At 71.7% G+C, this 22,565-nt stretch carries 21 protein-coding genes and 1 tRNA gene; 14 read left to right on the plus strand and 8 right to left on the minus strand.

The window, feature by feature from the left end:
• Positions 1 to 60: 60 nt before the first annotated feature.
• The 4 genes from RDV84_RS16635 to RDV84_RS16650 form a co-directional block, all read right to left on the minus strand.
• A complete protein-coding gene (locus RDV84_RS16635) occupies positions 61 to 723 on the minus strand; it encodes a DUF5625 family protein (protein WP_309150962.1) in 663 nt (220 codons plus the stop codon).
• 24 nt (positions 724 to 747) lie between these two features.
• Positions 748 to 2,145 carry a PhoH family protein gene (locus tag RDV84_RS16640; protein ID WP_057948108.1) on the minus strand — a complete coding sequence of 466 codons (1,398 nt, stop codon included), beginning with the start codon at positions 2,143 to 2,145 and terminating at the stop codon, positions 748 to 750.
• A gap of 145 nt (positions 2,146 to 2,290) precedes the next feature.
• On the minus strand, positions 2,291 to 2,776 hold the full coding sequence (locus tag RDV84_RS16645) for a peroxiredoxin (RefSeq protein ID WP_309150963.1): 486 nt from the start codon (positions 2,774 to 2,776) through the stop codon (positions 2,291 to 2,293).
• Between the two features lie 16 nt (positions 2,777 to 2,792).
• Positions 2,793 to 3,434, minus strand: a complete 642-nt coding sequence (locus RDV84_RS16650; RefSeq protein WP_138885121.1) for a glycine cleavage system transcriptional repressor — start codon at positions 3,432 to 3,434, stop codon at positions 2,793 to 2,795.
• 221 nt (positions 3,435 to 3,655) lie between these two features.
• On the opposite strand from RDV84_RS16650, the gene dapA reads away from it, so the two are divergent.
• Both dapA and RDV84_RS16660 read left to right on the plus strand, forming a co-directional pair.
• The gene (gene dapA, locus RDV84_RS16655) at positions 3,656 to 4,561 is read left to right on the plus strand and encodes a 4-hydroxy-tetrahydrodipicolinate synthase (protein WP_057948105.1); all 906 of its coding nucleotides are present in this window, start codon (positions 3,656 to 3,658) and stop codon (positions 4,559 to 4,561) included.
• Between the two features lie 19 nt (positions 4,562 to 4,580).
• Entirely contained in the window at positions 4,581 to 5,105 is a 525-nt protein-coding gene (locus RDV84_RS16660; RefSeq protein ID WP_057948104.1) for a hypothetical protein, read from the plus strand.
• A gap of 215 nt (positions 5,106 to 5,320) precedes the next feature.
• On the opposite strand, the gene RDV84_RS16665 is transcribed toward RDV84_RS16660, so the two are convergent.
• From RDV84_RS16665 to RDV84_RS16675, 3 genes are all read right to left on the minus strand, one after another.
• Complete coding sequence (locus RDV84_RS16665; RefSeq protein WP_309150964.1) at positions 5,321 to 5,950, minus strand: hypothetical protein; 630 nt, start codon at positions 5,948 to 5,950, stop codon at positions 5,321 to 5,323.
• Between the two features lie 163 nt (positions 5,951 to 6,113).
• Positions 6,114 to 6,437, minus strand: coding sequence for a ferredoxin FdxA (fdxA, locus tag RDV84_RS16670; RefSeq protein WP_057948102.1), 324 nt, complete (start codon positions 6,435 to 6,437; stop codon positions 6,114 to 6,116).
• 356 nt (positions 6,438 to 6,793) lie between these two features.
• A tRNA-Glu gene (locus RDV84_RS16675) sits at positions 6,794 to 6,869 on the minus strand.
• Positions 6,870 to 7,025: 156 nt separating this feature from the next.
• On the opposite strand from RDV84_RS16675, the gene pcnB reads away from it, so the two are divergent.
• From pcnB to pgi, 6 genes are all read left to right on the plus strand, one after another.
• Complete coding sequence (gene pcnB / locus RDV84_RS16680; protein ID WP_078996749.1) at positions 7,026 to 8,393, plus strand: polynucleotide adenylyltransferase PcnB; 1,368 nt, start codon at positions 7,026 to 7,028, stop codon at positions 8,391 to 8,393.
• A gap of 279 nt (positions 8,394 to 8,672) precedes the next feature.
• Positions 8,673 to 9,188, plus strand: a complete 516-nt coding sequence (gene folK / locus RDV84_RS16685; protein ID WP_309150965.1) for a 2-amino-4-hydroxy-6-hydroxymethyldihydropteridine diphosphokinase — start codon at positions 8,673 to 8,675, stop codon at positions 9,186 to 9,188.
• Between the two features lie 361 nt (positions 9,189 to 9,549).
• Positions 9,550 to 10,389 (plus strand): 3-methyl-2-oxobutanoate hydroxymethyltransferase, encoded by an 840-nt coding sequence (gene panB / locus RDV84_RS16690; protein WP_057948098.1) that lies wholly within the window; start codon positions 9,550 to 9,552, stop codon positions 10,387 to 10,389.
• 189 nt (positions 10,390 to 10,578) lie between these two features.
• The gene (gene panC, locus RDV84_RS16695; RefSeq protein WP_078996751.1) at positions 10,579 to 11,430 is read left to right on the plus strand and encodes a pantoate--beta-alanine ligase; all 852 of its coding nucleotides are present in this window, start codon (positions 10,579 to 10,581) and stop codon (positions 11,428 to 11,430) included.
• Positions 11,431 to 11,589: 159 nt separating this feature from the next.
• Positions 11,590 to 11,970: an aspartate 1-decarboxylase gene (gene panD, locus RDV84_RS16700; protein WP_057948096.1), complete on the plus strand. Its 381-nt coding sequence runs from the start codon at positions 11,590 to 11,592 to the stop codon at positions 11,968 to 11,970.
• Positions 11,971 to 11,983: 13 nt separating this feature from the next.
• Entirely contained in the window at positions 11,984 to 13,510 is a 1,527-nt protein-coding gene (pgi, locus tag RDV84_RS16705) for a glucose-6-phosphate isomerase (RefSeq protein ID WP_309150966.1), read from the plus strand.
• Positions 13,511 to 13,667: 157 nt separating this feature from the next.
• Here the strand turns inward: pgi and queG are convergent, their stop codons facing one another.
• The gene (queG, locus tag RDV84_RS16710; protein ID WP_309150967.1) at positions 13,668 to 14,807 is read right to left on the minus strand and encodes a tRNA epoxyqueuosine(34) reductase QueG; all 1,140 of its coding nucleotides are present in this window, start codon (positions 14,805 to 14,807) and stop codon (positions 13,668 to 13,670) included.
• Here queG and RDV84_RS16715 point away from each other — a divergent pair.
• The 6 genes from RDV84_RS16715 to RDV84_RS16740 all read left to right on the plus strand — a co-directional run bounded on the left by RDV84_RS16715 (position 14,806) and on the right by RDV84_RS16740 (position 22,259).
• Positions 14,806 to 16,341, plus strand: coding sequence for an NAD(P)H-hydrate dehydratase (locus RDV84_RS16715; RefSeq protein WP_309150968.1), 1,536 nt, complete (start codon positions 14,806 to 14,808; stop codon positions 16,339 to 16,341). The genes queG and RDV84_RS16715 overlap by 2 nt on opposite strands.
• Positions 16,342 to 16,348: 7 nt before the next feature.
• The gene (gene tsaE, locus RDV84_RS16720) at positions 16,349 to 16,873 is read left to right on the plus strand and encodes a tRNA (adenosine(37)-N6)-threonylcarbamoyltransferase complex ATPase subunit type 1 TsaE (protein ID WP_309150969.1); all 525 of its coding nucleotides are present in this window, start codon (positions 16,349 to 16,351) and stop codon (positions 16,871 to 16,873) included.
• A gap of 146 nt (positions 16,874 to 17,019) precedes the next feature.
• Complete coding sequence (locus RDV84_RS16725) at positions 17,020 to 18,783, plus strand: N-acetylmuramoyl-L-alanine amidase (protein WP_309150970.1); 1,764 nt, start codon at positions 17,020 to 17,022, stop codon at positions 18,781 to 18,783.
• Positions 18,784 to 18,849: 66 nt separating this feature from the next.
• Positions 18,850 to 19,245, plus strand: a complete 396-nt coding sequence (locus RDV84_RS16730; RefSeq protein ID WP_309150971.1) for a hypothetical protein — start codon at positions 18,850 to 18,852, stop codon at positions 19,243 to 19,245.
• Between the two features lie 114 nt (positions 19,246 to 19,359).
• A complete protein-coding gene (mutL, locus tag RDV84_RS16735) occupies positions 19,360 to 21,237 on the plus strand; it encodes a DNA mismatch repair endonuclease MutL (RefSeq protein WP_309150972.1) in 1,878 nt (625 codons plus the stop codon).
• 44 nt (positions 21,238 to 21,281) lie between these two features.
• Positions 21,282 to 22,259 (plus strand): DUF1684 domain-containing protein, encoded by a 978-nt coding sequence (locus RDV84_RS16740; RefSeq protein ID WP_425606378.1) that lies wholly within the window; start codon positions 21,282 to 21,284, stop codon positions 22,257 to 22,259.
• Positions 22,260 to 22,565 lie beyond the last annotated feature (306 nt).

Here is a 22,565-nt window from a genome sequence, read left to right on the forward strand (position 1 = left end):
CGGCGCGGCAGCGCCGATCCGGGCGTCATCGCGGCGCGGCGGCCCCGTGTCGAATCCGGGTCAGGCCGGCGCGGCGATCGCGCGTCGAGCGAACCACAGGCGGCGGCCGACGAACCACGCCAACAGCAACCCCGCGAGCAGCAACAGCGGGTCCAGCAGCAGGCACAGCAGGCGGCCGAACCAGGCCCACTCGGTCTGCCAGCTGCTGCTGGCCTTGGGCCGCAGGCCGACGTTGATCAGGGTCGTCACGCCGGCCAGTTCCGGCACCGGCCGGGTCGCCTGGACCCGCAGCCGGTACCAGCCCGGCTTGGCGGCGAAGCTGGCGGCTTCGCGCCAGAACATGTCGCTGTTCCAGGCATCCAGGCCCTCGGTCCGCGGTTCGCCCTGAGCGACGACACGGCCGCTGTCGGCCTCGCTGAGCGACCAGCGCAGCGGCACCACCACGCCTTCGGAGACCGGCGGGCCACCGCGAGGCACCGGTTCGGCGAGCAGGTCGCGCAGTCGCTCGCGGCCGCCGGGCGGGATCAGGAACACCAGCTGCATGCGGTAGGAGTCGCGCACGCGCAGGCGGATGCGCGCATCCAGCGCGCCGCCGCTGGCGACGGCGATCGGCGCGTCGTCCAGCGGCTCGCCCTGCACCTCGTCGGCCCACAACTCGAAGCCGATCCGCGCCAACAGGGCGAGCGCGAACACCGCCAGCGCGATGCGCAACCCGCGCGACAACGTCCTTGTCGTCGACCCCATCGGCTACAGCACTTCCGAGGCGTAATCGGCCAGGCGCGAGCGCTCGCCGCGGCGCAGGGTCACGTGCGCGCTGTGCGCCCAGCCCTTGAAGCGGTCGACCGCGTAGGTCAGGCCCGAGGTGGTCTCGGTGAGGTAGGGCGTGTCGATCTGCTCGACGTTGCCGAGGCAGACGATCTTGGTGCCCGGGCCGGCGCGGGTGATCAGCGTCTTCATCTGCTTCGGGGTGAGGTTCTGCGCCTCATCCAGGATCAGCCAGCGGCTGAGGAAGGTGCGCCCGCGCATGAAGTTCATCGAGCGGATCTTGATCCGCGAAGCGAGCAGGTCGTTGGTCGCCGCGCGGCCCCAGGCGCCGCCGTCCTGGTTGTGGGTCAGCACTTCCAGGTTGTCGGTCAGCGCGCCCATCCACGGGGTCATCTTCTCTTCCTCGGTGCCGGGCAGGAAGCCGATGTCCTCGCCGACGCTGACCGTGGCGCGGGTCATGATGATCTCGCGGTAGCGCTGCTGGTCCATCGTCTGCGCCAGGCCCGCGGCCAGCGCCAGCAGGGTCTTGCCGGTGCCGGCGGTGCCGAGCAGGGTGACGAAGTCGATCTCCGGGTCCATCAGCGCGTTGAGCGCGAAGTTCTGCTCGCGGTTGCGCGCGGCGATGCCCCACACCGAATGCTGGTGATGGCGGAAGTCGTCGACGATCTGCAGGGTCACGCGCTCTTCGCCGACCTTGGTCACCTTGAGCTCGGACTCGTCGTCGCCGGGCAGGTACAGGAACTGGTTGGGATACCAGTCGTCGTTGTCGGTGCGGCCGATCTCGTAGAAGGTGCGGCCTTTCTCGGTCCAGGACTTGAGGTCCTTGCCGTGGCGCTGCCAGAAATCCTCCGGCAGCGCGGTGGCGCCGGTGTAGAGCAGGCTGAAGTCGTCGAGCGCGCGGTCGTTCTCGTAGTCTTCCGACACGATCCCGGCGATCGACGCCTTGATCCGCAGGTTGATGTCCTTGGACACCAGCACCACCGGCGCGCCGGGGTCGCTCTCCTTGAGCGCGAGCACCGCGCCGAGGATGTGGTTGTCCGGGATCACCGTGCCGAAGCGCTTGCCGGCATCGAAGGAATCGGTCTGGAAACGCAGCTTGCCGATGCTCTGCGCGCCGCGCAGCTGCAGGCCCTGCGGGCGCACCAGCGAAATCCCGCTGGAAATCTTGTCGGTGCCCTCGGCCTCGATCAGCTCGTTGAGGAAACGGCTGACCTGGCGCGCGTTGCGGCTGGCTTCGGAGGTGCCTTTCTTGCCGTTGTCGAGCTCTTCGATGACCTGCATCGGCAGGTAGACGTCGTGCTCCTCGAATTTGAACAGCGCGGTGGGATCGTGCATCAGCACGTTGGTATCCAGCACGTAGATGCGCTTGCTTCGTGTCATCGACAACTCCGCGGGAGAGTGGCGTGGCGGCACGCCGGGGGACAGGAACTCGGAAGGCTGCGGGCCGGCGCGCGGGCGCGCGCGCACGGCAGCGCCGCCATGGCCCGCGGGGCGGGACGGCGGCGCGTCGGGGAAAGGGGCGGCCTCACTGGGCGGCGTGGTCCTTGAGCGCGGCGAGTACGGCTTCGGCATGCCCGGCGACTTTCACCGGACGCCATGACTGCACGATGACGCCCTTCGGGTCGATCAGGAAGGTGCTGCGCTCCACGCCCATGTATTTGCGGCCGTACAGCGATTTTTCCTGGATCACGCCGAAGGCGTTGCACAAGGTTTCGTCCTTGTCGCTGACCAGGTCGAACTTGAAGCCCTGCTTGGCGCAGAAGTTCTGGTGCGACTTGACCGAGTCGCGCGACACGCCCAGCACGGTGGCGCCGAGCTTCTTGAACTTGGCCAGGTGGGCGTTGAAGTCCAGGCCCTCGGTGGTGCAGCCAGGGGTGCTGTCCTTGGGGTAGAAGTACAGCACCAGCCAGCCGCCGGCGTAATCCTTGAGCTTGACCGTTTCGCCGCTGGACAGGGCCAGGTCGTAGTTGGGGGCTTTGCCGCCGTAAGCGCGATCGCCGGTGTCGAGCATGATTGGAGACTACCCGTCAGAACTTCATCGGATCCATGATGGCGTCCAGGTTCAAGTGGTCGCAGAACTCGAGGAAATCGTCGCGCAGCGCGGCGATGTGCATGCTCGAAGGCACGCCGATCGTGATCTGGGCCGAGAACATGTCCGCCCCGGTCTGCATCGCGCGGTAGCGCGAGCAGTGCAGGCTTTCGATGGTGATGCCCTGGCGGTCGAAGAAGTCGGCCAGCTGGAACAGGATGCCGGGCTTGTCCGCGGCGACGACTTCGACGATGTAGGGCAGCAGGTTGGACTGCACCTGCTTGGCGCCGGTGCGGTACCACACCAGCTTGAGGCCTTCCTCGCGCTCCAGCCGGGCCATCATGGCTTCGAGCTTGGCGACCGAATCCCACGAGCCCTGGGCCAGCGCGGTCACCGACACGTCGCGGCCGACCGTGGCCAGGCGCGCGTCGACGAGATTGCAGCCCGAGTCGGCGATGCGGCGGGTCACCGACAGCAGCGGCGACTCCGGATGCGTCGTATAGGCGTTGATCAGGAGGTGGTTATCGTTCGGCGACGGCCGGGAAGCGGAATCGGTCAAGGCGGCGCCTGCAAGGGGAGCGGATGTCGGCTCGGAGAATGAACGGCGGCCCGGGCGCGGGCCGCGACTGCAGGTCAGCATACTTGCCCGCGCTTTCGCGCCGCAAGTAACATCGCCCGGTGTATGGCCGTCCGTGGGCATGGTTTCGTGTCCGCAGGCCCGGTTCCGGTCGCTTGCGGCCGCGCCCGCTCGGCCGACCGCCGCCGCGGCCCGCGGCGGTGGCGCCCGGACCGTCCCGCCCGTCCCCGGCGACCGCCCCGCGGCCGCTCCCCAACGCTCAAAACGCTCAAACAGGTTCCAACTTGCGACTTACCGGCAGCATCACCGCGCTGGCGACGCCGTTCACCGCGTCCGCCGAACTCGACCTGGACGCCTGGCGCACGCTGCTGGCGAAACAGCTGGAGGGCGGCACCCAGGCGGTGGTCGTGGCCGGCTCCACCGGCGAGGCGGCGGCGTTGTTCGACGCGGAGTACGACACCCTGCTGCGCAGCGCGGTGGAATTCGTCGCCGGGCGCATCCCGGTGCTGGCCGGCACCGGCCTGTCCAACACCGCCAAGACGATCGAACTGAACCGGCGCGTGGCCGCGCTCGGCGCCGACGCGGCGCTGGTGGTCGCGCCGCCGTACGTGCGCCCGACCCAGGCCGGCCTGCTCGCCCATTACCGCGCGATCGCCGACGACGGCGCGCTGCCGGTGGTGCTTTACAACGTGCCCGGCCGCACCGGCTGCGACCTGCTGCCGGCGACCGTGGCCGAACTGGCCGCGCATCCGCGCATCGTCGGCATCAAGGAAGCGGTGTCCGACCCGCAGCGCATGCACGAATTGCTGGCGCTGAAGTCCGACGCCTTCGCCGTGCTCAGCGGCGACGATCCGACCGCGTGCCGGGCGATGCTGGCCGGCGCCGACGGCATCGTCTCGGTCGGCTCCAACGCCATGCCGGCCGCGTTCCGCCGCCTCGCCGACCTGGCCCGCGCCGGCAAGCGCGGCGACGCCGAGGCCTGGGACGCGCGCCTGCGTCCGGCCTACGATTTCCTCGGCGTCGAGCCGAACCCGATCCCGGTCAAGGCGCTGCTGGCCGCGCAAGGCATCGGCCACGGCCTGCGCCTGCCGTTGCAGACGCTGTCGCCGGCGCACGCCGATGCCGCCCGCCAGGCCAGCGCCCTGGCCGCCGAACTCGAACACCTGAGCCGCGCCAACCTCGCGGCCTGAACCCTTGCAGGAGATACCCATGCGTTCCAACGTTTCCCTGTCCCGCGCGGTCGTCGCCGGTCTGTTGCTGGCCGTGGTCGCCACTTCGGGCTGCAGCTGGTTCCGCAAGGGCAACAAGCTCTACGCCGAAGCGCCGGAAAACCGCCCGCTGGAAGTGCCGCCGGACCTCGACCAGCCGCGCACCGACGGCGCCATGGCGATCCCGGGCGGCTCGGCGACGGCCTCGGCCAACCGTCCGATCCAGGCCCAGCCGGGCGCGCCGGCGTCCTCGGCGCTGGGCTTCACCCTCAGCGGCAACCGCGACGATGCCTTCAACAAGGTCGGCGAGGTCCTCGGCAAGACCGAGGGCCTGACCATCGCCAGCCGCGCCCAGCTGCTGGGCGCCTACGACGTCAGCTACCAGGGCGCCAACTTCCTGGTCCGGGTCAGCGCGGTCGAGGCGGGCGCCTACGTCTCGGCGGTCGACCCGCGCGGCCTGCCGGCGTCCGGCGCCGGCCCGACCAAGCTGATCGCCGACCTGAAGGCGGCGCTGGGCGGGCGTTGATCGGTTGTTTCCGGCTTCGGCCGGATGCGGAAACGGGCGCCCTGGGGCGCCCGTTTTCGTTGTTGGGGTGGGTGGCGATCTGAGCCGAGAGCGTCGGGCCTGAAGGCCCTCCCACAAGAGCAGGCCCCTCCCACAAGAGCAGGCCCGGGCGCCGGGCTTTTGTGGGAGGGCCTTCAGGCCCGATGCTTTTGGGTCGGATCGCCGGACCCTTGGCCTCAGCGCACCGCCAGCCGGTTCATGCCTTCGTTCAACAGCAGCCGCATCGCCCCCGCGCGCTGCGCCAGCGGCTGCTCGCCGAGCGCGTCGAGCAGCCAGGCGAAGGACTGGCAGCGCGCCTGGCGCGAGGTCTCGTCGGCGCCGTCGGCATTGAGTCCGGCGCCGAAGCCGTCGTGCAGCATCATCGCCTGCGCCGCGGCCGACTTCAGCGACTGCTTGGCCGCGCCCGCGTCGTAGGCCTGGCGCGGGCTCTGCAGGCCGCTGGCGGCGATCTCGATCAGGGCGTTGCCGAAGCGTTGGTGGCTGTCCGGACTGAGCCGCTGCGCCGCCGCCATCAACGCCTGCGCGCTGCGGTCGGCGCGCGGATCGAACAGCGCGCACAGCGTGGCGGCGTCGCCGCGGTCGCGCGATGCGCTGCGCAGGGCCTGGAACAGGCCGTCGATGCGCGCGTCGGGCGCGCGCATCAGGGTGTCGTTGGCGCTGGCCATGATCGCGGCGGGATCCAGCCGCGACAGGTCGAGTTGCGAGAGATCCAGTTGCGACAGATCGAAGCCGCGGTGCTGCGCGCCGGTCGCCGCCGGGGTCAGGCACAACGCGAGCAACAGGCCGAACGGCAGAAGCTTGGACATGGCGGCGCGGCGGTAGGGGACCGCGGCCAGTCTAGGCACGCGCGGATGAACGCATCCGCGCCGGAGAGGGCGAGGAGCGAGCGCAGAGGAGCGAGGAGTGAGCGAAAGCAGGCTCTCGCTCACTCCTCGCTCCTCTGCGCTCACTTCTATAGGCCCCGGGCCTTCAGCGTTCCAGCAGGTCGATCTTGCCGGTCTTGCCTTCCCACTCCTTGGCGTCGGGCAGGCTGTCCTTGCGCGTGGTGATCACCGGCCAGGCCTGGGCCAGCTCTGCGTTGAGCGCGACGAAGGCCTCCTGGCCGGCGGGCACGTCGTCCTCGGGGTAGATCGCGTTGATCGGGCACTCCGGCTCGCACAGGGTGCAGTCGATGCATTCGTCCGGATCGATCACCAGGAAATTCGGGCCTTCATGGAAACAGTCCACCGGGCACACCTCCACGCAGTCGGTGTACTTGCACTTGATGCAGTTCTCGGTGACGACGAAGGGCATGGCTGGGTCCTGTAGGTGATCCGGTGCGGTGCAGGCCGGGCGGTCGATAGTGTAGCCACTCGCGCCGCGCCGGCCCAAGGCTGCGCGTGTTCTCTTACGCAAGCTGGGAAGCGGGTAACGCCATGGACGGAACTGCTCGATGGCGCGGTTGTGCGCAGCGCGTCGGCCCGCATCCGCGACGCAGCGCGTGCTGGGGGCGGCGGCGCGGATCGCAATGCCGCGGCGCTCGCGCGAGCGGGCCGTGGCGCGCGGCGCGGTTCGGCCGGCCGTTTCCAGGCGGCCGGCCCCGGCCGGCCCGGCCCAGCAACGAAAAAGCCCGCGCGAGGCGGGCTTTTTCTGCGACATGGTCGCCTGGATGGCGCTCCCTACGGGATTCGAACCCGTGTTTTAGCCTTGAGAGGGCCACGTCCTAGGCCTCTAGACGAAGGGAGCGTTGGAACCTCCGCCCGGGGTCTCCGGCGTCCGGAGGCTTCCTGGTGGACCGCACAGTCTCTCAATCCCGTGCGGCCTGCTAGTATATGCGCCGCCGCAGCCTCCGGCAACGGCCTGACCCACGAATTCTTTCAAAAGGCGGCGCGTCCGCGTTCGATGCAAGCCGACAACATCTCATCCCATATCCAAACCTCGCTGCGGGTGATCCCGCGCGACCAGCACAACGTCTCGCGCAAGGACATCAGCCCCAATGCGTTGCGGGTGCTGTACCGATTGCGCGACAGCGGCTTCGGCGCCTACCTGGTCGGCGGCGCGGTCCGCGACATCCTGGTCGGCGGCCATCCCAAGGACTTCGACGTGGCCACCGACGCCACGCCCGAGCAGGTCAAGGGGCTGTTCCGCAACTGCCGCCTGATCGGCCGGCGCTTCCGCCTGGCCCACGTGGTCTACGGCCGCGAGATCATCGAAGTGGCGACGTTCCGCGCCAACATCGACGACGGCAGCGGCGACCGCGAGACCGACGACGGCGGCCGGCTGCTGCGCGACAACGTCTACGGCAGCATCGAGGACGACGCGGTGCGCCGCGACTTCACCGCCAACGCCTTGTACTACGCGGTCGAGGATTTCTCGGTGCGCGACTACGTCGGCGGCTTCGAGGACGTGCAGAACCGGCTGATGCGCCTGATCGGCGATCCGGAAACGCGCTACCGCGAAGACCCGGTGCGGATGCTGCGCGCGGTGCGCCTGGCGGCCAAGCTCGGCTTCGAGATCGAGCGCGACACCGCCGCGCCGATCCCGAAGCTGGCGCCGCTGCTGGCCGAAGCCGCGCCGGCGCGGCTGTTCGAGGAATGCCTGAAGCTGTTCCTGTCCGGCCACGCGGTCGAGAGCTTCCTCGGCCTGGAGCGCTACGGCCTGCTGCCGGCGCTGTTGCCGGAAAGCGCCGCGGCGCTGAAGTCCAACCGCAGCGGCGCGCTGCGGCGGATGGTGCTGGAAGGGCTCAAGGGCACCGACGCGCGCGTCGCCGCGGACGAGCCGGTATCGCCGGCGTTCCTGTTCGCGCTGTTGCTGTGGCCGGCGTATTGCCGCGACCTGATGGGCCTGCAGGCGCAGGGCGTGCATACCGCCGAAGCGCAGCGCCGCGCGGCCGACCGGGTCACCTTGCACCAACTCGCCACGATCGCGCTGCCGCGCCGGTTCTCGCTGCCGATGCAGGAGATCTGGCTGTTGCAGTCGCGGTTCCAGCAGCGCCAGCGCAAGCGCGTGTTCCGGCTGCTGTCGCACCCGCGCTTCCGCGCCGCGTTCGACTTCCTGAGCCTGCGCACGGCCGCCTCGGACGAGCATTCGGCCGATGTCGAGTTCTGGCGCGAGGCGCAGCAGCACCCGAACGAATCGCTGGCCCAGCACGAAGCGCAGCATGAGCGCGCGGGCGAGGACGGCGGCGACGAGGAGAGCGGCGACGGCCAGGCTCCGCGCAAGCGCCGCCGGCGCCGTCGCGGCGCGCCGGTGGGCGGCGCCGCGGAGTAAGCCCGCGGCGCCGCGCTGCGTCGTCGCCCGGCTTCGGCGCGGCCGGTTTGGACCGGCCATGCCGGGCCGTCGGTCCCGACGCGGCCTGCGCCGCTCGCGCCGACCCGATTTCGGTCTGCGCGCTTTCGGCCTGCACGATTTCGGCCAGCACGATCTCAGCCGGCGCGATTTCAGCCTGCGCAGTTCCAGCCAGCTACACCGTTTCGCATCGCCGCCCGCCGTCCGCCTCGCGCCCGGCGGCGTCGGCCCGTTCGCCGTCCGTTCGCGCGCCGCACCGCCATGACGCCAACCGTTTCCGCTTACATCGGCCTGGGCAGCAATCTCGGCGACAGCGCCGCGGTGCTGCGCGCGGCCGTGGACGCGCTCGCCGCGCTGCCGCATTCGCGCCTGCGCCGCGCTTCGCGTCTGTACCGCACCGCGGCCTGGGGCCGCACCGACCAGCCGGACTTCCTCAATGCGGTGGCGTGGCTGGACACCGCGCTGCCGGCGCGCGAACTGCTCGCGGCGATGCTCGGGATCGAGCGCGAGGCCGGGCGCGCGCGCCGCGCCGACGGCAGCGACCGCTGGGGGCCGCGCACCCTGGACCTGGACCTGCTGCTGTACGGCGAGGCCGTCATCGCCGAAACCGGCTTGCAGGTGCCGCATCCGCACCTGCACGAGCGCGGCTTCGCGCTGGCGCCGCTGGTGGAGATCGCGCCGCAGGCGTCGATCCCGGGCGTGGGCCCGGCGCGCGAGGCCTTGGCGCGGATCGATCTGGGCGGGATCGAGGTCCTGGACGAAGGCGAGGGCGGCTGAGTCCGCTCGCGTCGCGCGTTCGGCCGCCCCGTGCAGGAGCGGCGCGAGCTGCGACCGCGCCGATGCGGCGACGACGCAAGCGGCCTGCGCCAGCGCGACCGACGGCTGTGGCGGAAGCGGTCGCGGGGCGGCGGGTTTCCTGTGGGTTTCGCCGTGGCCGCATCGGCGCGGTCGCGGCTTGCGCCGGTCCTGCAGGGGGCGGCCGCAACCGCGTGGGAACGCCGACATCGCCGCGCCTGTCCGCCGGCTTGCCCGCGCATGGCGGCCCGACAGCGTTCCGCCGGCGAGGGATGCGGGCCGGCGGCAACCTGTTAAGTTAGGCGACCTCCCCACCACGTCCGTCGCCACCGGACTTCCGCCCATGTACACCTCGGCTCCGACCGATGCCACGCCTTCCGAGAAGCGCAAGGCCTGGACCGTGCCCATGCTCGCCGACGCCAAGCGCGACGGCCGCAAGCTGGTCATGCTGACCGCCTACGACGCCAGTTTCGCCCGCACCATGGACGCCGTCGGCACCGACCTGGTGCTGGTCGGCGATTCGCTGGGCATGGTCGTGCAGGGCCACAACAGCACCTTGCCGGTGAGCGCGGCCGACATGGCCTACCACACCGCCTGCGTCGCCCGCGGCCTGTCCAAGGCGCTGCTGATCGCCGACCTGCCGTTCGCCTCCGACGCCACCGCCGAGCGCGCGCTCGACGCGTCCACCGCGCTGCTGCGCGCGGGCGCGGCGATGGTCAAGATCGAAGGCGCCGGGCACAAGCTCGACATCATCCGTTTCCTGGTCGAACGCGAGATTCCGGTCTGCGCCCACCTCGGCCTGACCCCGCAATCGGTGCTGCGCCTGGGCGGCTACAAGCTGCAGGGCCGCGACGACGCCACCGCGGCCAAGCTGCGCGCCGACGCGCGCGCGGTCGCCGAGGCCGGCGCGGCGCTGCTGGTGCTGGAATGCGTGCCGACCGGGCTGGCCCAGGCGATCACCGCCGAGATCGCGATTCCGACCATCGGCATCGGCGCCGGCCCGCATTGCGACGGCCAGGTGCTGGTGCTGCACGACCTGCTCGGGGTCAACTCCGGCCACCGCCGGCCCAAGTTCGTCAAGGACTTCCTGGCCGAAGGCGGCTCGGTCGCTGGCGCCTTCGCCGCCTACGGCGAGGCGGTGCGCAGCGGCCGCTTCCCCGACGCCTCGCACTCCTACGACTGAGCGCGCGCGCCGCCGCGGGCCTGGAAATCGCCGCGGCGCGGCCCGACATAGGCCTGGACGCTGCGCCGGACGTGCCTTCGCGTTCGTCCGGCAGCCAGTCCGGCCCGTCTCGCGCATGGATCGCGCCGTCGCTTCCACGTCGTTTTTTCACGCCGTTTTTTACGCCGTCCCTTCTTTGCGAGTTACCGCATGCTGACCGTCGATCAACTGGGCGCGCTGCGTTCCACCCTGCAGGCCTGGCGCGCGTCCGGCCACCGCGTCGCCTTCGTCCCGACCATGGGCAACCTGCACGAAGGCCACCATTCGCTGATCCGGCTCGCGCGCGAGCGCGCCGACCGGGTGGTGGCGAGCGTGTTCGTCAACCCGACCCAGTTCGGCCCGAACGAAGACTTCGGCCGCTATCCGCGGACCCCCGAGGCCGACGCCGACGGCCTGCGCGCGGCCGGTTGCGACCTGCTGTGGCGGCCGTCGGTGGAGACCATGTATCCCTACGGCGCGCAGCGCACGGTGCGCATCGCCGTGCCGGACGTGACCGAGACCCTGGAGGGCGCCCATCGCCCGGGCCACTTCGACGGCGTCGCCACGGTGGTGGCGCGGCTGTTCAACCAGGTCCGCCCGGACGTGGCCGTGTTCGGCCGCAAGGACTACCAGCAGCTGGCGGTGATCCGCTACCTGGTCCGCGACCTGGCGTTCCCGATCGAACTGGTCGCCGCGCCGACCCGGCGCGACGCCGACGGCCTGGCGCTGAGCTCGCGCAACCAATACCTGTCCGAGGACGAGCGCGCGCGCGCGCCGCAGATCCACCGCACCCTGCAATGGATCCGCGAGGCGGTCCAGGCCGGGCAGGGGCGCGAGGCGGTCGAGGCCGAAGCCGCGCGCCGGCTCACGGATGCGGGCTTCGAGGTCGACTACGCTGTGCTGCGCCGGCCGGACCTGAGCCTGCCCGAGGCCGGCGATGCCGGCGACCGCGAGCGCGTGGCCCTGGTCGCCGCCCGGCTCGGCCGCACCCGCCTGATCGACAACCTCGAATTCGTTGCCTGAACAGGGCGACGGCGCCCGGGCCGCGGGCGCGGGCGGCCGCAACGCGCGGGAAAGCTGCGTTCCGTACGGCTTGCGCCCGGACCATGTTGCAGCGCGCCATGCGCTGCTAGACTTCAGACCCTTCGCGCCCGCGCGTCCGCGGGCCCACGAGTGACCGACATGCAACTGAATCTGCTCAAGGCCAAGATCCACCGCGCCACCGTCACCCATGCCGAGCTGCACTACGAAGGCTCCTGCGCGATCGACGGCCGCCTGCTCGACATCTCGGGCATCCGCGAGTACGAGATGGTGCACATCTACAACATCAACAGCGGCCACCGCTTCTCCACCTACGCCATCCGCGGCGAAGAGGGCAGCGGGGTGATCTCGGTCAACGGCGCGGCCGCGCACAAGGCCCAGCCCGGCGACCTGGTGATCATCTGCGCCTACGGCATCTGCGACGAAGCCGAGGCGGCCAAGTACAAGCCGACCCTGGTCTACGTGGACCGCGACAACCAGCTGACCCACACCAACCATTCGATGCCGGCCCAGGCCGCCTGAGACCCGACGCGCAATGAGCGACGCCTCCCGACTGAACGAGCTGCGCGCCGAGGTCGGGCGCGTCGCTGCCACGCCGCTGTCCCGACTGGTTTCCGCCGACCCGGCCCGCGCCGGCGACTTCGCGCTCAAGGTCGGGCCGGTCTACGCCAACTTCGCCCGCCAGCATTACGACCGCGATGCCGTGCGCTGGCTGTTCCGCGCCGCCGAGGCGGCCGGCAGCGCGCAGCGCGTGCGGGCGCTGTTCGACGGCGAGACCGTCAACGTCACCGAAGGCCGGCCGGCGCTGCACACCGCGCTGCGCGGCGATTTCTCCCACGCGCCGGTCGCGCATGAGGCCCACCGCGAAGCGCTCAAGGCGCGCGCGCGGATGCGCGCGACCATCGAAGCGCTGGAAGCGAGCGAGGTCACCGACATCGTCAGCGTCGGCATCGGCGGTTCCGATCTCGGTCCGCGGCTGGCGGTCGACGCGCTGAGCGGGCCGAAGCCGGGCCGTTTCCGCGTCCACTTCCTGTCCAACGTCGACGGCCACGCGGCCCAGCGCACGCTGGCCGGGCTCGATCCCAAGCGCACCGCGGCGCTGCTGATCTCCAAGACCTTCGGCACCCAGGAGACGCTGCTCAACGGCGGCATCCTGCGCGACTGGCTCGGCGACAGCGCGAGCCTGGACGGCGGGCGCCTGTACGCGATCAGCGCCAACCTCGAACGCCCCGCGCAGGCCTTCGACATCCCGCCCGAGCGCATCCTGCCGATGTGGGACTGGGTCGGCGGCCGCTATTCGCTGTGGTCGGCGGTGGGCCTGCCGATCGCGCTGGCGATCGGCATGGACGGGTTCGAGCAGTTCCTGTCCGGCGCCGCGCAGATGGACGCGCACGTGCTGCAGACGCCGCTGGAGAGCAACCTCGCCGCGTGGCACGCGCTGACCTCGATCTGGAACCGCAACGGCCTGGGCTACGCGACCCAGGCGGTGCTGGCCTACGACGAGCGTCTGAAGCTGCTGTCGAACTACCTGCAGCAGCTGGTGATGGAGAGCCTGGGCAAGTCGGTCAAGCTCGACGGCTCGCCGGTCGGCGAAGACACCGTGCCGGTGTGGTGGGGCGGCGCCGGTACCGACACCCAGCACAGCTTCTTCCAGGCGCTGCACCAAGGCACCTCGATCGTTCCGGCCGACTTCATCGGCGTGGTCCGCAGCGACGCGCCGTACCCGCAGAACCATCGCGCCCTGCACGCGAACCTGCTCGCGCAGACCGAGGCCTTCGCCAACGGCCAGCGCAGCGACGACCCGCACCGCGCCTACGCCGGCGGCCGCCCGAGCACGACGATCCTGCTCGACGCGCTGACCCCGGCCTCGCTCGGCGCGCTGCTGGCGATGTACGAGCACAGCGTGTACCTGCAGTCGGTGTTCTGGGGCATCAACGCCTTCGACCAGTTCGGCGTCGAACTCGGCAAGCAGGTCGCCAGCAAGCTGCTGCCGGCGCTGGCCGGCGAGGCGCAGGCGGAGGATCCGGTGACGCGCGAGTTGCTGGCGCGGTTGCGCGGCTGAGCTCTCGGGTCTTGAAACAAAAGAACGGCGCTACGGCGCCGTTCTTCGTTTGCGGCCGAAGACCCTGTAGGAGCGGCGCGAGCCGCGACTGCGACAACGCAACTGCGCCGCAACCTTCGTCGTAGCTGCGTTGTCGCAGTCGCGGCTCGCGCCGCTCCTACAGCGAGGCTTCGTGCTTCGCGAGCGCCCATTGGACGTGCTCGCGCACCAGTTCGCTGGGATGTTGCAGGCGCGAACGCAAGGCCGCGATCGCCTCCGGCGTCGTCGGCGCATTGCCCAGCGCCACCGCGATGTTGCGCAGCCAGCGCTCGTGCCCGCTGCGGCGGATCGCCGAGCCTTCGGTGCGGCGCAGGAACTCGTCTTCCTCCCACGCGAACAGCTGCGCCAGCGTCGCCCGGTCGAGGTCGTTGCGGGCGCGGAAATCCGGCTCGTCGCTGCGCTTGGCGAACTTGTTCCAGGGGCACACCAACTGGCAGTCGTCGCAGCCGAAGATGCGGTTGCCGATCGGCTCGCGCAGCTCCAGCGGGATCGCGCCGTCGTGCTCGATGGTCAGGTAGGCGATGCAGCGGCGCGCGTCGAGCCGGTGCGGCGCGACGATGGCCTGGGTCGGGCAGACGTCGATGCAGCGCACGCAGGTGCCGCAGTGCGCGCTGGCCGGCGCGTCGACCGGCAACGGCAGGTCGACGTAGATCTCGCCGAGGAAGAACCACGAGCCGCCGTCCTTGTCGATCAGGCAGGTGTGCTTGCCGATCCACCCGAGCCCGGCGTTGCGCGCCAGCGCGCGTTCGAGCACCGGCGCGGAATCGACGAACACGCGGTGGCCGAACGGCCCGACCAGTTCGGCCAGCCGCTCGGCAAGCCGCTGCAGGCGCTGGCGCATGAGCTTGTGGTAGTCGCGGCCGAGCGCGTAGCGGGCGACGTAGGCGCGCTCGCCGTCGGCGAGCGTGGCCCAGGCTTCCTCGTCGTCGCGGCGGCCGTAATCCAGCCCGACCGAGATCACCCGCACCGTGCCCGGCAGCAGTTGCGCCGGGCGCGCGCGCAGTTCGCCGTGGCGCGCCATCCAGTCCATCGAGCCGTGCAGGCCGCGTTCGAGCCAGTCCAGCAGGTAGGCCTCGTCCTCGCCCAGCTCGACCCCGCTGATGCCGCAGCGCTGGAAACCGAACTCGCGCGCCAGCGCGCGGATGCGCCGCGCCAGCGCCGCGTAATCGGGCGCGGGGCGGCCGGCGGGGCCGGGCAGCGGCGAACTGGGGCTGGCGTCGATCTGGCTCACGATGCGGCAAGTATAGAATCCAGGCATGTCCCGGTCCGCCGAAACCGAAGGCCGCCGCGCCGGCGCCCGCGCCGCGACCGCGCCGTGCCCGCTCTACGACGCCGCGGCGTTGCGCGCGGCCGAGCGCGGCGCCGCCGCGGCCTCGGGCGACGCGTTCGAACTGATGCGCCGCGCCGGCGAAGCGGCCTGGCGCGAGTGGCTGGACCGCTGGAGCCAGGCCTATTCGCTGCTGGTGGTGTGCGGGCCCGGCAACAACGGCGGCGACGGCTACGTCATGGCGACCCACGCGCTGCGCAACGGCCGCAAGGTCGCGGTGGTGCGGCTGCGCGAACACGCGCCGCGCGGCGAACCGGCGCGCCGCGCCGCGGACGGCTACCGCGACGCCGGCGGCGCGACGCTCGAATTCGACGGCGCGCTGCCGCCGGCCGAGGCGATCGTCGACGCCTTGTTCGGCATCGGCCTGAGCCGCGCGCCCGATGCCGTGGCGGGCGCGTTGATCGAGGCGATCAACGGCCACGGCGCGCCGGTGTTCGCGCTCGACGTTCCCAGCGGCGTCGATGCCGATCGCGGCGCGGTCGCGGGCCCCGCGGTGGTCGCCGACTGCACGCTCGAATTCATCGCCCGCAAGCGCGGGCTGCGCACCGGCGCCGCGCTGGACCACGTCGGCGAACCGGTGCTGGCGTCGCTGGGCGTGGACATGTCCGAACATGCGGCCTATCCGGTCGCCGAGTGGCTGCGCGCGCCGGATCTGGGCCGCTGGCTGCGTCCGCGCCGGCGCGACAGCCACAAGGGCCGCAACGGCCGGGTGCTGTGCATCGGCGGCGACCACGGCCACGGCGGCGCGCTGGTCCTGTGCGCGCAGGCGGCGCTGCGCAGCGGCGCGGGCCTGGTCGATGCCGCCACCCGCGCCGACCACGTCGCACCGCTGCTGGCGCGCCTGCCCGAGGCGATGCCGCGCGCGGTCGAATCCAGCGACGACCTGCGCGCCGCGCTCGCCGCCGCCGACGTGATCGCGATCGGCCCGGGCCTGGGCACCCAGGAGTGGGGCGCGCTGCTGTTCGCCGCCGCGCTGGCCAGCGACAAGCCGCTGCTGCTCGACGCCGATGCCTTGAACCTGCTGGCCGCGCAGCCGCGCGCGCTGCCGGCCGACTGCATCCTCACCCCGCATCCGGGCGAGGCCGCGCGCCTGCTCGGCAGCGACACCGCGCGGGTGCAGGCCGACCGCGACGCCGCGGTGCGCGCCTTGGCCGAGCGCTACCGGTGTGCGGTCGTGCTTAAGGGCGCGGGCACGCTGGTGCATGCGCCGGGGCAGGGCGTGCGCGTGATCGGCGCGGGCAATCCCGGCATGGCGGTCGGCGGCATGGGCGACGTGCTCAGCGGCGCGATCGCGGCGCTGCGCGCGCAACGGCTGGACGCGTTCGATGCGGCCAGTTGCGGCGCGCTGTTGCATTCGACGGCCGGCGACCGCGCCGCGCGCGACGACGGCGAACGCGGCCTGCTGCCGAGCGACCTGATGCCGTGGCTGCGCCGCTGCGCCAATCCGCGCGCGGATGAGCGATGATTTCGCGATGAGTCACGATGTCCTTTCCGAATTGCGCCTGCATCTGGCCGACGCCGACGCCACCGACGCGCTCGGCGCCGCGCTCGCGGCCGCGCGCGCGCACCTGCCGGCGAACGCGCCGGCGTTGCACGTGCACCTGCACGGCGACCTCGGCGCGGGCAAGTCGACCCTGGCGCGCGCATTGCTGCGCGCGCTCGGCGTGCAGGGCGCGATCCGCAGCCCCACCTACACCCTGGTCGAGCGCTACGGGTTGAGCGACGGCGGCGAAGCCTGGCATCTCGACCTGTACCGCATCGGCGACGCCGGCGAGCTGGAGTTCCTCGGCCTGGATGGCGGCGAGGCCTCGCTGTGGCTGATCGAGTGGCCCGAACGCGGTCGCGGCTGGTTGCCGGCGGCCGACCTGCGGATCGACCTCGCCGTCGACGGCGCCGGGCGCAGCGCCCGCCTGCAGGCCGCCAGTCCGGCGGCGCGGGCCTGGCTGGACGGGGTCGCAGCAATGGGTGCGACAGCGGCGTTCACAGGCTCGGCCTAGAGGCGTTTGCGGCCGACTCCTGAACGATTCCCTAGGAAGTAACGGCAGGTCCCGGATTTGCAAGGAAAAAATACTTGCAATTCCACTATCTCGGTGCTTGACTTACGCCCATGCGAGTCAAGGGGGCCACCGTTCAGAAAGTCCTGATGGGCCTGGCGCTCTTGGCAGCGCTGGCCTGGAATCTCGCTCATGCCAGCGAAATCAAGGGCTTGGAACTGCGCAACGGCGCCACCGGTACCCGCGCCGAGATCGCCCTCGACGGCGCCGGCCAGTACAAGGTCATCAGCCTCAAGGGCCCTGACCGCCTCGTCGTCGACCTGCCGGCCTCGCGCCTGGGCAAGGGCGTCAAGCTGCCGGCCGGTGCCGGCCTGATCAAGTCCGTGCGCGTCGGCGAGCCCCAGCCGGGTACCGCGCGCATCGTGTTCGACCTCGCCCAGCCGGTCGCGGTGCTCAAGCCGCGCATCGAGCAGGGCGCCGGCGGTCCGCGCCTGGTGCTGGAATGGCCCGGCGACGGCAGCGAGCCGGCGGTCGCCGCCGCGCCGAAGGCCGAAGCGCCCGCCGCAGCGGCTGCTGTCGTTCCCGCCACGGTTGCCGCAGCCGCGCCGGCGCAGGCCGCGCCCGGCAGCGAACCCGCCGATCCTGCGGTCGCGTCCAACGCCGCCACCAGCAAGCTGATTTCCGAACTCGCCGCGCGCGGCGCGGCGGGTGCGCCGGCGGCGCATGCCGGCCAGCCCGCGGGCGCGCAGGTCGCCAACGTGCAGCCCGCGTCCGTGCCGGCCGCGAGCCTGCCGGCGGCGAACGCGCCGGCTACGAACATGCCTGCTACGAACATGCCGGCTACGACCATGCAAGCGCCCGCCGTCGCGGCAGCGCTGCCGCCGACCGGCGCGCAGCGGGCCGCCGCCCAGGCGGTGTTCGAACAGGCCGCGCAGGCGCCGGTGCCGACCACGGTCGCGACCGGCGTCCCGACCCGGATCGCCACCGGCGTGCCTACCCGCATCGCCACCGGCGTGCCGACGCCGATGCCGGGTTCGGCCGCGGCCAATCCCAATACGACCGCCGCCGCGCCGAGTGCGCCGGCGAACGAACCCGCGCCGCCGGCCGGTGCGGTCAAGACCCTTAAGGACGTCATGCGCGGCCGCGGCATGCGCCCGCTGGTCATCGCCATCGATCCCGGCCACGGCGGCCAAGATCCCGGTGCGATCGGCCAGGGCGGCAAGCGCGAGAAGGACGTGACCCTGGCCATCGGCCGCGAACTGGCGCGCCAGATCAACGCCACTCCGGGCCTGAAGGCCTACATGACCCGCGACACCGACGTGTTCATCCCGTTGCCGCGGCGCGCCCAGCTGGCGCGCCAGGCCAAGGCCGACATGTTCGTCTCGATCCACGCCGACGCGGCCGAGAACCGCAGCGCGAGCGGCTCGTCGGTGTACGTGCTCTCGCTCAAGGGCGCGACCTCGCAGCGCGCGCGCTGGCTGGCGGACAAGGAAAACGCCTCCGACCTGATCGGCGGCGTGCGCCTGCAGCAGACCGACAACACCTTGGCCTCGGTGCTGCTCGACCTGACCCAGAGCGGCCACATGAAGGCCTCCGAGGACGCCGCCGCGCACGTGCTCGACGGCCTGCGCGACGTTGGCAAGAACCACAAGCCGCACGTGGAAAAGGCCAACTTCGCGGTTCTGCGCACCTCGGACATGCCGGCGATGCTGGTGGAGACCAACTTCATCTCCAACCCGGAAGAAGAGCGCCGCCTGACCGATCCCGCGCACCAACGCGCGCTGGCGCGCGCGGTGCTCGGCGGGATCAACAACTACTTCACCCGCCAGCCGCCGCCGGGCTCGCTGTACGCGGCGCGCGCCGAAGCGCAGCAGGCGCAGGGCGGCGGATTCGGCGGGGGCGGCAGCCCCTGATCGCGGCCGGGCGACGCCGGCGCATGCCGCGCGGTGCCGCCAACACCGCAGCGTGAGCGAGCGTCGATGAGCGCCGACGACACCGGGCCTGCCGACGCGGCCGACGACGCCGACTTGATCGCCGCGATCCGCCGCCGCCTGTCCGACCGCGGCAGCCTGTGGATCAACCAGCGCTATTCGCACGAAGGCGAACCCGCGCAGCGCGAATACTTCCTCAAGCCCGCGCGGCGCGGCGACATCGACGGCGCGATCCTGGACGGCACGATTCTGCATGGCACGATCTTGCACGGCACGATCCTGCTCGGTTTCGACGACTGGCAGGATCGCCACGAGGACGCCGTCGATCTCTATCTCAGCCACCGGCGCCTGAGCTTCGACACGCTGGCGCAGGCCCTGGCCTACACCTTCGCGCAGTTGCCGTTGCGGCCCGAGGATCTGCGCGCGGCGGTCCGCCGCCGCTGAGCGCGACGCCGGCGCAACGCCGCACAGCGCAAGCCGCGGATCGCGCCGGCCGGACCCGGCGGCTATCATCGGTTTCCACTCCCCCGCGGTGCCTGCGCGCACCGGAATGCCGCCGTGACCATCCGCCAGCTCCCCGACACCCTCATCAACCAGATCGCCGCCGGCGAAGTGGTCGAACGGCCCGCGTCCGTGGTCAAGGAACTGGTCGAGAACGCGCTCGACGCCGGCGCGCGCCGGGTCGATATCGACCTTGAAGAAGGCGGGGTGCGGCTGATCCGCATCCGCGACGACGGCAAGGGCATCGCCGCCGACGAACTGCCGCTGGCGGTGTCGCGCCACGCCACCAGCAAGATCGCGTCGCTCGACGACCTGGAAGGCGTGACCACGCTGGGTTTCCGTGGCGAGGCGCTGCCGTCGATCGCCTCGGTCAGCCGCTTTTCGCTGTCCTCGCGCCGGATCGGCGAGGACCGCGGCGCGGTGCTGGAGATCGACGGCGGCCGGCTCGGCGAGGTCGCGCCCAAGCCGCATCCGCAGGGCACCACGGTCGAGGTGCGCGACCTGTTCTTCAACGTTCCGGCACGGCGCAAGTTCCTCAAGGCCGAGCGCACCGAGCTCGGCCATATCGAGGAATGGCTGCGGCAGCTGGCTCTGGCGCGTCCCGACGTGGAGCTGCGGGTCTCGCACAACGGCAAGCCGACCCGGCGCTGGAAAGGCGAGGGCGACCAGATCGACCTGGGCCTGTCGGACGTGCGCATCGGCGAGGCGCTCGGCGAGGAATTCGCCCGCAACGCGCTGCGCGTGGACCACAGCGGCGCCGGGCTGCGCCTGCACGGCTGGATCGCCCAGCCGTCGTACAACCGCGCCAGCGCCGACCAGCAATATCTCTACGTCAACGGCCGCGCGGTGCGCGACCGCAGCATCGCCCACGCGGTCAAGCAGGCGTACTCGGACGTGCTGTTCCATGGCCGCCAGCCGGCATACGTGCTGTTCCTGGAGCTGGACCCGCGCCGGGTCGACGTCAACGTGCACCCGGCCAAGCACGAGGTGCGCTTCCGCGACGCGCGGCTGATCCACGACTTCGTCTATCGCACGCTCAACGACGCGTTGGCGCAAACCCGCGCCGGCGCACTGCCGTCGGCGCAGACCGGCGAGTTCGGCGGCGGCCATCCGCCCGATCCGGGCGCGGCCGCGCCGCCGTCGCAGGCGGGCATGTACCAGTACCGGCCGACCGCGCCGCTGGCCTTGCGCGTGCAGGAGACCCAGGCCGGTTATGCGGCGCTGTACGGCGGCAACGGTGGCGGCGGCAGTGGCGGCGCGCCTGCCGGCGGTTACCCCGCGCCGGCGAGTTACTCGGGCGGCGGCAGCGCCTACGCCGCGCCCGCGCTGCCGCACAGCGACGACGAGACCCTGCCGCCGCTGGGCTACGCGATCGCCCAGCTGCACGGCATCTACGTGCTGGCCGAGACCGCCGAGGGCCTGATCGTGGTCGACATGCACGCCGCCCACGAACGCATCGGCTACGAAAAGCTCAAGTTCGCCCACGACCATGAAGGCTTGCGCACCCAGCCGCTGCTGGTGCCGGCGACGCTGGCGGTGTCCGAGCGCGAGGCCGAAGTCGCCGAGCGCGAGGAGGCGACGCTGATCGCGCTGGGCTTCGAGGTCACCCGCGCCGGCCCGCAGTCGCTTGCCCTGCGCGCGGTGCCGGCGCTGCTCGCCCACGGCGATGTCGAGGCGCTGCTGCGCGACGTGCTGGCGGACCTGCGCGAACACGGCGAATCGCGCCGGGTCGGCGCTGCCCGCGACGAGTTGCTGGCGACCATGGCCTGCCACGGCGCGGTGCGCGCGAATCGCCGTCTCACTTTGCCGGAAATGAACGCCTTGCTGCGCGAGATGGAGGCGACCGAACGCTCCGGTCAGTGCAATCATGGGCGCCCGACCTGGGCCCGCTTCACCCTGTCGGAAATCGACCGCTGGTTCCTGCGAGGGCGCTGATGACCGCTGCTGTCCGTTCGTGCGCCGTGCCCGCCGCTGGCGCGTTGCCGTCCCATTCCGGCGCGTCGCGCTGGTGGTTGTGCGCGGCCGCCGCGCTGGCGCTGGCCGGCTGCGGTTCGCCGGAACAGCAGGCGCGGGCCGAACGCGAGGCCGAGCGCGCGGTCCACGCCATCCAGGACTTCCAGCGCGACCAGCAGATCTGGCGCGAGCAACGCCATCGCGAACTGCTCAAGCCCGACGGCTGGACCAGCCTGGTCGGGCTGCATCCGATCGAGCCGGGCGCGCATTACTTCGGCAGCGACGCCGACAACGGCATCCGCGTCGGCGTCGGCCCCGGCCACATCGGGCTGCTGAACCTGGACAAGGGCCGGCTGCGCTTCGTGCCCGAGCGCGGCCTGACGCTGACCCTCAACGAGCAGCCGCTGAAGGGCGCGGCGGTGCTGCTGGCCGACGACTCCCCGGCCGGCCCGACCCGGATCGGCTTCGACGAAGGCAAGGGCGTGCTGACCGCGATCAAGCGCGGCGGCCGCTGGTACCTGCGCGTGCGCCATGCCGACGCGCCCAGCCGGGTCGGCTTCAGCGCGATCGAGTACTGGCCGGCGACGCAGGACTGGAAGCTCAGCGCCAAGTTCGTCGCCCATCCGGCCGGGCAGACCATCGAGGTCGCCAACATCATCGGCGTGATCGAGCCGACCCCGAACCCCGGCGCGGTCGAGTTCGAGCGCGACGGCCGCAGCTTCCGCCTGGAGGCGCTGGATCAGGGCGGCGAGGAGCTGATGCTGGTGTTCGCCGACCGCACCAGCGGCCACGGCAGCTACAGCGCCGGGCGCTTCCTCGACGTGCCGCGGCCGAACCCGCAGGGCAAGGTCACGGTCGATTTCAACAAGGCCTACAACCCGCCGTGCGCGTTCACCCCGTTCGCGACCTGTCCGCTGCCGCCGCAGGGCAACCGGCTGGACCTGGAGGTCACGGCGGGGGAGAAGGCGTACAAGCCTGCGGGTGCAGCGGCGCACGCGTCTTGAGGGCCGCGCGCCGGGTGCGCGGTGTGCAATGGCGAGGGGCGGGTTTACTGGTTGCGCCTTTCTTTCTGAGAGGAAGGCGTCGGGCCTGAAGGCCCTGCCACAACGGACTCCGGCGCTCGCGGTTCGCTGCGCATGTTCCCGTTCGTCCTCCCCGCGCAGGCGGGGATCCACAGACTTCAGCGCCAGGCCTCGGCAGGCGACGCGCTTCGGCGGCGTCGAAGCGAAACCCGCCCGCATCCGCGAGTCGCGTCGCCGCAGAGGCCCCGCGTCGCCGCGCCGCATGCGAATGCCGGCGTTTACGGGTTC

Source organism: Lysobacter yananisis (assembly GCF_031199375.1).
GTDB classification, from domain to species: domain Bacteria; phylum Pseudomonadota; class Gammaproteobacteria; order Xanthomonadales; family Xanthomonadaceae; genus Lysobacter; species Lysobacter yananisis.